The 12833-nt window shown below is 69.0% G+C and carries 9 protein-coding genes and 1 pseudogene; 4 read left to right on the top strand and 6 right to left on the bottom strand.

The features are described 5' to 3' along the window. Positions 1-123 precede the first annotated feature (123 nt). From ACFYW5_RS29230 to ACFYW5_RS29215, 4 genes are all read right to left on the bottom strand, one after another. Complete coding sequence (locus ACFYW5_RS29230) at positions 124-1548, bottom strand: UDP-glucose dehydrogenase family protein (protein ID WP_389420099.1); 1425 nt, start codon at positions 1546-1548, stop codon at positions 124-126. Positions 1549-1591: 43 nt separating this feature from the next. Continuing rightward, on the bottom strand, positions 1592-2614 hold the full coding sequence (gene galE / locus ACFYW5_RS29225; RefSeq protein WP_389420098.1) for a UDP-glucose 4-epimerase GalE: 1023 nt from the start codon (positions 2612-2614) through the stop codon (positions 1592-1594). Between the two features lie 35 nt (positions 2615-2649). Beyond that, positions 2650-4539: a glycosyltransferase family 2 protein gene (locus ACFYW5_RS29220; protein WP_389420097.1), complete on the bottom strand. Its 1890-nt coding sequence runs from the start codon at positions 4537-4539 to the stop codon at positions 2650-2652. A gap of 199 nt (positions 4540-4738) precedes the next feature. Further along, positions 4739-5821 (bottom strand): UDP-glucuronic acid decarboxylase family protein, encoded by a 1083-nt coding sequence (locus ACFYW5_RS29215; protein WP_389420096.1) that lies wholly within the window; start codon positions 5819-5821, stop codon positions 4739-4741. Between the two features lie 1079 nt (positions 5822-6900). Between ACFYW5_RS29215 and ACFYW5_RS29210 the strand changes: the two genes are divergently transcribed. After that, entirely contained in the window at positions 6901-8775 is a 1875-nt protein-coding gene (locus tag ACFYW5_RS29210; RefSeq protein ID WP_389420095.1) for a LamG-like jellyroll fold domain-containing protein, read from the top strand. Positions 8776-9072: 297 nt separating this feature from the next. On the opposite strand, the gene ACFYW5_RS29205 is transcribed toward ACFYW5_RS29210, so the two are convergent. Continuing rightward, a complete protein-coding gene (locus ACFYW5_RS29205; RefSeq protein WP_389420094.1) occupies positions 9073-10131 on the bottom strand; it encodes an aldo/keto reductase in 1059 nt (352 codons plus the stop codon). A gap of 105 nt (positions 10132-10236) precedes the next feature. On the opposite strand from ACFYW5_RS29205, the gene ACFYW5_RS29200 reads away from it, so the two are divergent. Then, a complete protein-coding gene (locus ACFYW5_RS29200; RefSeq protein WP_389420093.1) occupies positions 10237-10866 on the top strand; it encodes a TetR/AcrR family transcriptional regulator C-terminal ligand-binding domain-containing protein in 630 nt (209 codons plus the stop codon). Between the two features lie 288 nt (positions 10867-11154). On the opposite strand, the gene ACFYW5_RS29195 is transcribed toward ACFYW5_RS29200, so the two are convergent. Next, positions 11155-11289, bottom strand: a complete 135-nt coding sequence (locus tag ACFYW5_RS29195) for a WD40 repeat domain-containing protein (protein WP_389420092.1) — start codon at positions 11287-11289, stop codon at positions 11155-11157. 622 nt (positions 11290-11911) lie between these two features. On the opposite strand from ACFYW5_RS29195, the gene ACFYW5_RS29190 reads away from it, so the two are divergent. Both ACFYW5_RS29190 and ACFYW5_RS29185 read left to right on the top strand, forming a co-directional pair. Continuing rightward, positions 11912-12343, top strand: coding sequence for an STAS domain-containing protein (locus ACFYW5_RS29190; protein ID WP_389420091.1), 432 nt, complete (start codon positions 11912-11914; stop codon positions 12341-12343). Positions 12344-12652: 309 nt separating this feature from the next. Beyond that, positions 12653-12745, top strand: a pseudogene (locus ACFYW5_RS29185) (IS5/IS1182 family transposase); the annotation flags it as partial. Positions 12746-12833: the final 88 nt, after the last annotated feature.

Below are 12833 nucleotides of genomic sequence, written 5' to 3'. Positions count from 1 at the left end.
GGCTCCGCTTCACCGCGTTCACGCGCACCCCTTCGGGACGTCTCTGTGCCCAATACGGACACAACACAGCAGAATGAAAGAAAAGTGGTGCCGAAACGCCGAAGTGGGCGCCCGGTGCGACGGTTACGCCATGAGGGGTGACGGCGGCGCGGTGCTCTTGCTCTGCGGACCGGGGGGCGGGACGAGCTGGGACGGTGTCGGCTCAGCGGCCGCGACCATCCGTCGCGGGCTGGGGGCGGACCGTCCCAGCGCCTTGACGGTCCAGCCGGCGGACCGCCACTCGTCGTGCGCAAGTGCGTTGCGCCCGTCGATGAGGACGGGGGTGCGGACCACCCGGGACAGCTTGACCGGATCCAGCTCACGGTACTGGGCCCATTCGGTGAGGTGCAGCACGAGCTCCGCGTCCTTGCAGGCTGTCAGCAGGTCGGTGTCGCAGTACAACTCCGGGTGGGCCAGAGCGGCGTTCGCGGTGCCCTCGGGGTCGTGGACCCGGACGTCGGCGCCCTCCGTGCGCAGCGCGGCCGCGATGGCCAGCGCGGGCGAGTCGCGTACGTCGTCGCTGTCCGGCTTGAAGGTTGCGCCCAGGACGGCGACGCGGCGGCCGGTGAGGTCGCCGCCGGCCATCCGGCGGGCGAGTGCGACGGTCCGGGTCCGTTGGCGTCCGTTGATCTCGTCCACCTGGTCGAGGAACGCCACCGCGGGGCCGGCCCCCAGTTCCTGGGCACGGGCGGAAAACGCGCGGATGTCCTTGGGGAGGCATCCGCCGCCGAAGCCCACGCCGGCGTTGAGGAACCGGCGTCCGATCCGGGTGTCGTGGCCGATGGCGTCGGCGAGGGTGACCACGTCCGCGCCCGCGGCGTCGCAGACCTCCGCCATGGCGTTGATGAAGGAGATCTTCGTGGCGAGGAAGGAGTTGGCCGCGACCTTGACCAACTCGGCGGTGTTCGGGTCGGTGCAGATGTAGGGGACGCCCGCTTCCAGCATCGGTGCGTACACGCGGCGGAGGGTCTCATCCGCCTGCGGGCTGTTCACGCCGGTGACGATCCGGTCCGGCCGCAGGGTGTCGTCGACGGCGTATCCCTCGCGCAAAAACTCGGGGTTCCATGCGATCTCGACCCGCACCCCTGCGGGTGCCAGGTCCGCGACGCGGTCGGTCAGGCGCTCCGTCGTGCCCACCGGGACCGTGGATTTGCCGACGACGAGGCAGGAGGAACGCAGGTGCGGCACGAGGCCGTCGATGACGCTGTCGACGTATTGCAGGTCGGCCGCTCGGGAACCGGCCTGTTGCGGGGTGCCTACGCAGATGAAGTGGACCTCGCCGTGCGCGGCCGCTTCGCTGAGACGGGTGTTGAAGCGCAGGTTGCCGCAGGCGAGTCCTTGGGTCAGAACCTCGTCCAGGCCTGGCTCGTAGAAGGGAGGTCTGCCCTCGGAGAGGGCGGTGATCTTCTCGGTGTCGACGTCGACACCGAGGACGTCGTGTCCGATGGCGGCCATGCACGCGGCGTGCACAGCTCCGAGGTAGCCCGTGCCGATGACGGTCAACCGCATGCGGGGAACTCCTTTCGCGCAAAGGCGGGTTGGGTGCCGCAGGTCAAGGGGTGTAGCCGTAGGGGTTGTGCTGCTGGAAGTTCCAGGCGTCGCGGCAGATCACGGCCAGGTCCCGCCGTGCGGTCCAGCCCCAGGCCGCCGTGACCTTCGCCGGGTCGGCGACGAGCTCGGCGACATCGCCGGCCCGGCGGGCGGTGACGCGGTAGGGGATCGGGCGGCCGGAGGCCTCCTCGAAGGCGCGCACGAGCTCCAGGACGGAGGCGCCGCGGCCGGTGCCGAGGTTGAAGACCCGCATGCCGGGTCCGTCGTCGATGTGGTCGAGGGCTGTGCGGTGCCCCTCTGCGACGTCGACGACGTGGATGTAGTCGCGGATGCCCGTGCCGTCGGGCGTCGGGTAGTCGTCTCCGAAGACGCTGAGAGCGTCGCGGCGACCCACGGCGATCTGAGTGAGAAACGGCATGATGTTGTTCGGCACCCCGCGCGGGTCCTCGCCGAGCAGTCCCGTGGGGTGGGCGCCGGCGGGGTTGAAGTACCGCAGGGCCAGCACTCGCAGCTCCGGCAGGTGCCGGCACAGGTCCGAGAGGATCCGCTCGCAGGTCCATTTGGTGGTCGCGTACGGGTTTGTCGGTGCGGCCGGGGACGCCTCGGTCAGCGGGACGCTCGTGGCGTCACCGTAGATGGAGCAGGAGGAGGAGAACACGAGCCGGTGCACCCCGTGCGCGTGCATGGCGGAGACCAGGGCCGTGGTGCCGCCGACATTGATGTCGTAGTAGGCCAGGGGAATGCGCACCGACTCGCCCACGGCCTTCTTCGCGGCGAAGTGGATCACTGCGTCGATCCGGTGGCTCGCGAAGACGGCGTCCAAGGCCTTTCTGTCGCGTACGTCGGCCACGTGGGCCGCGGCGATCGGGCGGCCCGCGATCTTCGAGATGCGTTCGAGGGCCTCGGGGGAACTGTTGGAGTGGTCGTCGAGCACGACGACCTCGTCGCCGGCGCGGAGGAGTTCCACGCAGGTATGGCTGCCGATGAAGCCGGCGCCGCCGGTCACCAGGATGGTCCGGGTCATGGAGGACCTCGTTTCTTCTTCTGTCGCGAAGGCCGTCACCAGGCGTAGAAGCCGGTGAGGTAGGTGGGGAAGACGCCGGCGGCGAGGGTCAGGGGGAGCAGGCACAGCAGGCCGGCGGTGATCGGGAGCGCGGCGGTGTGCAGGGCTCGCGAGGCGGGGACGCCGGCGGCGCGTGCGGTCTCCTTGATGTGCAGCACACTGATCGCGAGGGTCACCGCGGCGTACGAGATCGAGCCGAGGATGCACAGGAACACATAGCCGACGGCAGGACCGGTGAACTCGCCGACGATGGCGGCCCCGGACAGGAACAGGGTGATCAGCAGATAGGGGAGGACGGTCCGCAGTGGAAGGTGCTCCAGGCCGATGCGCTTCTTGGGCGTGACCTTGAACGTGATCTGGCGGGGCCGGATCCTCTGCGCCACTGCGGCCAGTACGCCCCAGGCCACGAACGGCCAGCGGGAGAGAGCGAAGAGCCAGATCTCCCAGCCGAGGACAGGGGCGTTCCTGGGGCGCATCAGGCCGCGGCGGCGGCACAGGAGCGTCAGCAGGATCAGCCAGACGGACATGCTCCAGAAGTGCGCGAGGAACTCCGCATAGTTGACGTCGATCCACGGGGTTCCGGTGATGGCGGCGACCGGTGGCAGCAGGAGGCCCACGATGGTGGCCGTGGCGAGGAGGGGGTAGTACATCAGTGCCGCGGCGAAGCGGATGCGCAGTTTCAGGGGCATCCGGCCCAGATGCCGCGGCACCATGCCCAGGAGCATCACCGTCAGGCTGCGTGACCACTGGAACTCCTGGGTGATCATGGCGTTGAAGGTGAGGGGTCCTTCGCCGTGGGCTTCCGCGTCGATCGCGAACACGCCCTGCCAGCCGGCCGAGGTGAGCAGGAATGTGGTCGAGAAGTCCTCGGCGAGCTCAGGGCCGAGACCGCCGATGTCGCGCAGCGCCGTCGTGCGCACCGCGTAGTGCGAGCCGATGCAGACCGGAGCGAGGCCGGCGGAGTGGCCGAGCTGCACGGGGCCGTGGAACATGGCCTCGCGATGCAGCCGTCCCCGGGCCGCCCAGGAACCGTCGGCGTTGGAGTCGCAGACACTCGGTGCCGCGACGTACCCGACGGCCGGGTCGGCGAAGGGCCGGACCACTTCGGCGAGGTACCGGGGCCCGGGGACGTGGTCGCAGTCGAGCTGGGCGACCACGTCGTAGTGCGCGTATCCCCAGTGGTCGTAGAAGTAGGCGAGGTTGCCCTCCTTGCACCGGGTGCGTCGCGGCCAGTCGGCGCGGTGGTAGTCCGCGTGGCCGAGTCGGCAGGAGACGCCGACGCCGCGAGCCCGGCACCAGTCGAGGATCTCCGCGGTGGGGTCCTCGTCGCAGAGCCAGACGTGGTAATCGTCAGGGAAGTCCTGATCGAGCATTGCCTCCAGGGTGGTGCGGGCGATGTCCCAGCCCTCGGAGGGGGCGCGCGTGACGACGAAGGCGGTGCGCAGCGCGGGGACGGGGACCCGCGGATTGAAGCGCCGCATCCGGATCAGTGCGACGAGGAAGTGCACGGGCAGGTAGGTCAGATAGAGCATCAGCGCGCTGTTGACGATCATGCCCGGCCAGCCGAGGCGGTGGGTCGGCTGGAGCCACCACACCCAGAACCAGACCAGGCAGGCCGCCCAGCCGACAGAGAGCAGCAGGACCAGGAGACGGTCGGAGCGTGAGAACGCCCGTACGAAACAGGAGGGGCGGTAGGTCAGTCCGCGGGAGAGGCGTGCCAGGACGGGGCCGTCGGGACCGATGGAGGCCACCGAACCCTGCGACAGGGCGCGGATCTCGTGGCCGAGGGCCGCCCATTCCTCCGGTGCACCGGGGGCCGGGCGGGAGAGCGGGGAGTCCTTCTTGAGGCCGGCCCCCAGGACGGGCCCTTGCTCCAACGACGTCATGGCAGACAGATCTCCAGGCGGTGCGACAGGGGTCTGTGGCGTGAGGGGTCTGTGGCGTGAGGGGTCTTGGTGTGAAGGGTGGGAGGGACGCCGGGGCCGCGAACGGGGATCGGTGCTGCGACCGCGGACCGGTCCGGCCACGGCGGACTGCTCGGCCGATAGCGGTCCGCGGGCCCGTCGTGCAGGCGGGCGGGCCTGGTCAGCCGTTCGCGGCGGCCGGTTCGGAGGCTGCCCCGGAATGCATGCCAACGGCGGACGGGGCGGGGATGGCCTGGTGAGCGACCGACGCCGAGGACGGGGGGACCGTCTCGGCCTGGCCGCCGCGGATCGCCGCGGCCGAGACGCCGAGCAGGTCGGGGCGGGCGCCGAAGTAGGCGATGGTGCGGCGCAGGCCCTCAGTGAGGTCGATCTCGGGCGCCCAGCCCAACACCTCGCGTGCCCGGGTGATGACCGGGCGCCGACGGACCGGGTCGTCGACCGGCAGCGGGTGATGGTTCACCACGGATGCCGAACCGGTCAGGGTGAGCACCGTTTCGGCTAGTTCGCAGACGGTGCGCTCGATGGGGTTGCCGAGGTTGAACGGGCCCATTTCGCAGGAGTCGAGGAGTGCGAGGAGGCCGCGCGTCAGGTCGTCGACGTAGCAGAAGCTGCGCGTCTGGCCACCGTCGCCGTAGATGGTGATCGGTTCGCCGGTCAGGGCCTGGGTGATGAAGCTGGACACCACACGCCCGTCGTGCGGTCTCATCCGCGGCCCGTAGGTGTTGAAGATCCGCGCGATTCCCACGTCGAGACCGTGAGCTCGGCGGTACGCGGCCGACACCGCCTCCGCGAAGCGCTTCGCTTCGTCGTAGACGCTGCGTGGACCGATGGAGTTGACGTTGCCCCAGTACGTCTCCTCCTGTGGGTGGACCAGCGGGTCGCCGTAGATCTCGCTGGTCGACGCGAGGATGAACCGGGCGCCATGACGGAGGGCCAGACGCAGGGCGTTCTCCGTTCCGCGGCTGCCCACCGCGAGCGTCTCCAGCGGGCGGCGCAGATAGTCCGGCGGGGAGGCGGCGGAGGCGAGATGGGCGACGGCGTCGACCTGGCCGGCCACGTCCACGCCCTCGCTCACGTCCACGCGTCGCAGCTCGAAGGCCGGGTCGGACAGCAGGTGGGCGACGTTCTCCAGAACGCCGGTGGAGAAATCGTCCAGGCACACCACCGCATCGCCGCGTCGCAGCAATGCCTCGCACAGATGAGACCCCAGGAAACCGCCGCCACCGGTGACGACAACGCGCATGTCACTCTCCAGAAAGGGGGAAGGGGACGGAATCGCGCCTCACGCGCAGGTGCTCGTATCGCTGCTCGTCGGCGCCGAGCAATTCCGTACACATAGGAGGAGAGTATGGGCATATATAAGCTTTTTTATGGAGGCCCGTGCAGCTTAGGTCTATTCGGTGGGGGTAATGGGAAATCGAACATGTGGAAAACCCCCGCTCCGGGGGGTTCCGCGTTCGAACGGCGCATTCCTTTGCTTCACGCGCGTGGGTGATGCCTGACCGGCAGGGTCTGGGGCAATGGAGGCTGTGGAGCCTGCGGCTGGAGGACCATGTGCTGCTGGTTGCCGCCGACTGGCGAACAAAGTCACCTGCTCTCGGCCTGGGGCCACCCCCGCTGTATAGCTGAATCGGAGCCGGTCTCGAACCGCGCCTGACAGGCAGTCACGTCCGTCACCGCAATCGGGGTGCGCCGCCCTCCTGCAGCGCGTATCGCCACGGCCGCGAGGTACGGCTCCACCCGACTGAGCGAGGCACCGCCCTGACTCACCTGCCCGCCGCAGCACCCGCCGTGCCGGGACGGGACGCGTACGTGTCCGGTGGGTCGAGGCGGGCGTAGCCAGTACCTTTCGGCGAACTCCGAGAATGTGGCGGCTCTTTCTCCCCTCTGGCAGGGCAGGTTGACGCCGTTGTCGACGGCCAAGCGGTCTGCGTTCAGCATCACGCGGTGGCAACTTCCACGTGCGTGAGAACACGGACCTTCGTGCCGTCCGACGGCACCCTCGGCCGACGTGTGCCGCTGGCAGCCGCTGGCGGCTCAGCCGTGGTGTCGAAGCCCTGGCCTCGCCCGGCCGGTAGGGCAACGGGAATCCTCGGGCAACCCCGGCGGCAGGCGGCGTGATGCATCCGGGTGCCGGGCGGAGCGACCCGCGTCGCCGCATCGCGCAGCCTTCGGCCGGCCGGCTTCCGCCGGAGGCCCGATTCCCGCCCTGCCCGCCGGTTGCCCGTCGCGCGCCGTTCAGCTCGGTGACCCGGCGCGGTCACGGCCTCCCAGAACAGTGCGGTCCAGCCCCCCCAACGCACGCCAGTCCCAGGAGCAGCCGTGAACGCACCTCCCCCTCAGAACCCCGACAGACGCGCCCTGTTGAAGACGGCCGTGGCCGTCCCCGCGGCCGGCGCCCTCGCAGGCTCCGCGTTCGTGGCCGGCGCCGCGCCCGCCCACGCAGACGGGCCGAGCAGCCAGCGCCGCTTCGACACCGAGGCCCCCCGGTTCGCGCTCGCGGTGCTGCCGGACACCCAGTACCTGTTCGACGCGGACAGCGCCGACCCCGAGCCGCTGCGGGCGACGTTCCGCTATCTGCTCTCCCAGCGCAGTGAGGCGAACGTCGCCTTCATGACTCACCTCGGCGACATCACCGAGCACGGCACCCGCGACGAGATCGACCTGGCCTCCAACACGTTCGGTCTGATCGACCGCCGCATCCCCTACAGCGTCCTGGCCGGCAACCACGACATCGCCTCCGGCGACGACCAGCGCGGCGACACGCCCTACCTCGACGCCTTCGGACCGCACCGCTTCTCCTCCGCCCCCACCTTCGGCGGCGCTTCCCCGGACGGCTACAACAGCTACCACCTGCTGCGCGCCGGCGGCCGCTCCTGGCTGGTCCTCGCACTGGACTGGCGGGTGTCCGCCGCGGGCCTGAGCTGGGCACAGGATGTCCTGGACGCCCACCCCGAGGTGCCGGCCATCCTGACCACCCACGACCTGGTGTGGGCGCAGGACGACGGCACCGCCCACCTGTCGGACAACGGCACCCGCATGTGGGACGCCCTGGTCAAGGGCAACGACCAGATCTTCCTGGCGCTCGGCGGACACTACTGGCCGCCCGGCCGCACGGTTTTGAAGAACAACGCCGACAACGATGTCCACCTGCACATCACCAACTACCAGGACCGCTACTACGGCGGCGCGGCCATGATCCGCCTCTACCACTTCGACCTGGTGCGCAATGTCATCGACATCGAGACCTTCTCCCCGTGGTTCCTCGCCCGCGACCCGGAGGCCCGCACGCCCCTGGAGGCGGAGACGCTCGAACTGAGCGGCCCGGTCGACCGGTTCAGCCTCGCGATCGACTTCGACGAGCGCTTCGCGGGCTTCGCCCCGGTCGTCCCGCCGAAGCCGCGTCCGGCCGCCGACGTCCTCGTGCGCGGCACCCTCGCCTACTGGCGGTTTGACACCTCTGGCGTGTCCCTGCCGGCGGCGGGAGCCCCGGTGCCGGACGGGACGGTCGTACGGGACCTGTCCGGCCACGGCAACGACCTGACCGTCAGCCGCCTCAACGACAGCGCCGCCCAGGCCCTCACCGTCTCGGCCGACCACCACCCGGGCCAGCCCGCGCACGCCAGCCTGCGCTTCGACGGCGGCAAGAGCCCCAACCGCGGCGCCATCCTGACCACCGGCCCCCGCGCGCCTCTCAACAGCGAGAAGTTCCTGCGCGGCTACACCATCGAGACGTTCGTGCGGCTGCCGGAGCCCTTCGAGGGCGACCATTCCTGGATGGGCATCCTGAGCTGGCAGGGCCGCAACGGCGACGCGGGCAAGACCACCGGCTGGTCGCCGCTGGAGCCCACCTGCAGCCTCAACCTCTCGCCGGAGCGCTTCTTGCAGTTCGTCGTCTACCCCGAGCGGCAGGACGCCGATCCCACCTCGTGGAGCCACGCGCTGCCGGTGGGACGGTGGACGCACATCGCCGTCGTCAACGACGGCCGCCGCACGGTCGTCTACGTGGACGGCTCGAAGATCGCCCGCAATCCCACCCAGCCCTCCACCGGCATCGCCACCCTGGGCAAGCCCTTCACCCTGGGCGCCACCCAGTTCGACGAGACGTTCGGGCAGGGCTTCTACGGGTGGATGGGCGACACCCGCATCGTCAACCGCGCACTGACGCCGAAGCAGTTCCTGACGCCGTTCGATTGACCGGCGCCCCGGGGCCCGGGACGGTACGACAGCACAGCCATGCTGTCGTACCGTCCCGGACGGATCACCACCCACCCAGACCGCCGCAACCTGCACATGAACGACTGCCTGCCCCGGCTCCTTGAGTGTCATGACTGCACCGGCCCCGGAGGTGTCTATGAGGCGGTGCAGCCGCCGTCGACGTTGAGGAAGTGCCGGTGACGAAGGAGGCGGCCGGGGGAGTGTGGTCGGTGGCGTACTCGAGGGCTGCGGACTTGGCCAGGCCGACTACACATCACGAAAGCCACCGATGTCATGTCATGCGGCAGGCAGAGCCGCAACATCACCGACCGGTGGGTTGAGGCGAGCGAAGCCTTCCTGGCGTTGGTAAGGGAAGTACGGGTAGGCCGCTACCTTGCTGCTCGCCGCATTGAGTTTCGCCAACTGGTCGGGCGTGAGAGTCCAGCCGACGGCGCCGAGGTTCTGACAGAGCTGCTCTTCGTTGCGGGCGCCGATGATGACGGAGGAAACGGTCGGCCGCTGGAGCAGCCAGTTGATGGCGATTTGCGGAATCTTCTTGCCGGTCTCCTGAGCGATCTCGTCAAGGGCGTCGACCACGCGGTAGAGGTGTTCATCCTCGACCGGCGGGCCGTAGTCCGCGGTGTGGTGCAGTCGGCTATTGGCCGGCAGGGGCTGGTCGCGGCGGACCTTGCCGGTGAGCCGTCCCCAGCCGAGGGGGCTCCAGACGAGGGCTCCGAGCCCCTGATCCAGTCCGAGGGGCATCAGCTCCCATTCGTAGTCGCGGCCGATGAGGGAGTAGTACACCTGATGCGCGACATAGCGCGGGTGGCCGTACCTCTCCGCGATCGAGAGGGACTTCATCGCCTGCCACCCGGAGAAGTTGGAGATGCCGAGGTAGCGAACCTTTCCTGCTCGTACGAGATCGTCGAGTGTGGACAGGACTTCCTCGATCGGCGTTCCGGCGTCAAAAGCGTGCAGTTGGAACAGGTCGAGGTAGTCGGTACCGAGCCGGCGCAGGGCGTCCTCGCATGCGGTGATCAGACGCGAACGGGAGGAGCCCGCATCCCCTGGGCCGTCACCCATCGGCAGGCTGGTCTTGGTGGACACGATCACCCGGTCCCTGCGGCCTTTGATCGCTTCGCCCAGAACCTCCTCAGAAGCGCCGCCGGAGTACACGTCGGCGGTGTCGAACATCGTGATCCCGGCGTCCAGGCAGATGTCCACGAGGCGGCGTGCCTCTCGCGCGTCGGTGTTGCCCCAGGCGCCGAACAGCGGTCCCTGGCCGCCGAAGGTGCCGGCGCCGAAACTCAGTGCGGGGACCTTGAGGCCGGATGCACCCAGCCGCCTGTATTCCATGGCTGTACCCTCTCTCGCTGCCTGACTAGCTAATGGTTCTGGAGTTCCGTTAGTGTGTTCCTCAACGTAGCAGACGTGCGCGATTAATGGAACTGGAGTCCCGTTATGGGGTTTGAGGGTGCGGATCCGGGGACCATCCGTCCTGGAGGGCGCACGGCGCGGGTGCGGTCGGCAGTGCTACAAGCGGCTGGGGACGCCTTGGCCGAACATGGCTTTGCCCACCTGGACCTCGCCGACATCGCGCGCCGTGCCGAGGTGGGCAAGACCACCGTCTACCGCCGCTGGGGAACGGTGACCAACCTGGTGGCTGACCTGCTTGTGGACATGGCCGAGCAGTCACTGCCGCGTACCGAGACCGGCTCGCTGCTCGGCGATCTCAAGGCCAACGCCCGGCTCGTGGAGCGCACCTTGGCCGACCCGCGGCAAGGAGCGCTGTTCAAGGCGGTGATCGCCGCCGCCACCTGCGAGGCCAAGACAGCTGAAGCCCTGCACAACTTCTACGACATCCGAGTCAAGGAGTGGGCGCCCTGCGTCCAGCAAGCCATCGAGCGGGGCGAGGTGCCTGAGGACACCGATGCCCACGAGGTCATCCGTGCTGTCTCCGCCCCCCTCTATTACCGCCTGCTGACCACGGGCGACCGTCTCGACGAAGCCGCCGCGGACCAAGCCGCCGAGGCCGCCGCAGCCGCAGCGCGCGCGGGAGCATACCTGCGGGGTGAGCGAGATCTTGCGTGACCAGCTTCCTGTACCCGCCTGAGTGCTGGTCACCTTGCGCGCGATCGCCGGGGCATAGGGGCTCAAGACTCCGTCGACCTCGGCGGCAATCTCGTTGAGGCGGCCGAGCATGCGGGCGACCACGGGAGCGAGCGCCTGGACAACGAACAGGCGGATCGCGGCCACGCGTCCCCGCTGGACGCTGAACCCCAGGCGATCGAGGCGGAGTCGAGAGCCTCCGTGGTCATGAGTTGCCCTACTCGCAGGCCGGGAAAGAGCCATCGGCCCTGCGGGCGGCGGTCATGGTGCTCAGACGAGTACGGGCAGCAGCCGCACGCTGCCGTCGCGGCTGGCGGTGGTGAGGAGGGTGGCGTCAGATGAGAACGCCACCGCGAACACCATGCCGGTGGGGACGTACCCGAACTCGGCGCGCGTGATGCGCACATCCTGATCGGAAACGTTCCAGGTCATAGGAAGCGCCGCCGCACCGCCGTCAAGGCCACCGCCGACGGCTACTGCCGCTACGCCTTCGCCGGAGCCTCCACGACGCCGGTCGCCACCGCCGCAGGTGACTGCGTCACCTGACCGACCCCAGGGGCGGCTCCGGCGACATGCCCAGCCCGCAACCGTTCCTGATCGGCCTCGCGCTCTGAGCGATCACCTTCGTGCTGGTCTTGCAGGTGGGGCGCGGCACGTGTCCCACGCTCCGGGCCAGATCCTCGGTCGTGGTTCAGGCTCAGGCACGGCGACCCAGCACGGTGCCGGGCAGCCACGAGGTTCGCTCTCTGTTCGCTCAGGCGCAGCGGCGGCCGTGATCGAAGGGCAGCGGCGTCCGTGGCGCTGCGCGCACGTGGCCAGGCCGATGGCACGGTGAAGGGCGAGACCTGCTCGATGGGCTGGTCCAACTGCAGCTGCGGGCACCGCTGTTCGTTGCGCGGGTCTGACGGCAGCGGAACTCGGCATATGAGTCGACCCCCAGGTATGTGCGGCGGGCCCGCGCACGGATCCGTATGGCTAGGGACAGCAGCACGAAATGGCCACCGTTTGTGGACAGACTGAGAACTAAATGTGTGGAAAATCTGTAGGCTCATCATCACAGTCGGTGGCGTCTCCCACTCGAGGCGGTTGGGAGAGCGTGATGACCGCAGAGCCTTCGGTTGACACGAGTGTGTCGGGAGCGTGTCTGATCTTGCCGCTGGGCGGAGAGATGGACTGGCAGACCGCTCCGTTCTTTCGCACTCGGCTTGTGGATGAGATCGCGCGGGGTCTGCGGTGTGTGGTGGTGGACCTGTCGGGGGTGTCGTTCTGTGATTCGGCCGGGCTGAATGTGCTGCTGTGGGCCTGGCGGCAGGCGGAGGGAGCCGGGTCCGTACTGGTGCTGGCCTCTGTGCCGCCGAAGTTGCAGCGGATGCTGACCATGACTGGGGTGGACAGCGTCCTGCGGGTGTATGGCTCCGTCACCGAGGCTGAAGCCGAGATGGTGGTCGGCGGGGCCTGAGCCAGCGTGGTCAGGCGGGTTTACCGGTGTTCTTGCTCCTGGGCTGGACATCGCCGCAGCCATAGTGGAACTGGGCGTGGCTGCGGGCTCAGGGGCGCATTGATACCGGCCAGCTGCGGAAGCCTTGGCACGGAGCACCGCTGTCGCGAGCACCGAGGGCCGGCCGGTCCTGGCCGGCGATGTCACCTGCGGGCTGCGGTCTGGTGGAACGTCACGGTCAGCAGCACTCATCGCTGAATGAAGGTCATGGTTGACAGGCATGCACCGGTGGGAAACCGTTCGCGGTGGCGCAGCGGGAAACTGCAGCTCAAGGCAGATGCCGCCGGACACATCGAGTGGGAGGTCTCGGTCGACTCCACAGTCTGCCGCGCCCACCAGCACTCCGCGGGGGCCCGGAAAAGGTGCCTCTATGGGCTTCGTCAAGCTGTAGCCGGGGTGGGTGGCTGGTAGAAGGTGCCGTCTCGGAGCATCGCGTAGAGGACGTCGATGC

The sequence above is a fragment of the Streptomyces sp. NPDC002779 genome (assembly GCF_042888685.1).
GTDB lineage: Bacteria > Actinomycetota > Actinomycetes > Streptomycetales > Streptomycetaceae > Streptomyces.
This window is presented reverse-complemented; position numbering and strand designations above follow the sequence as displayed.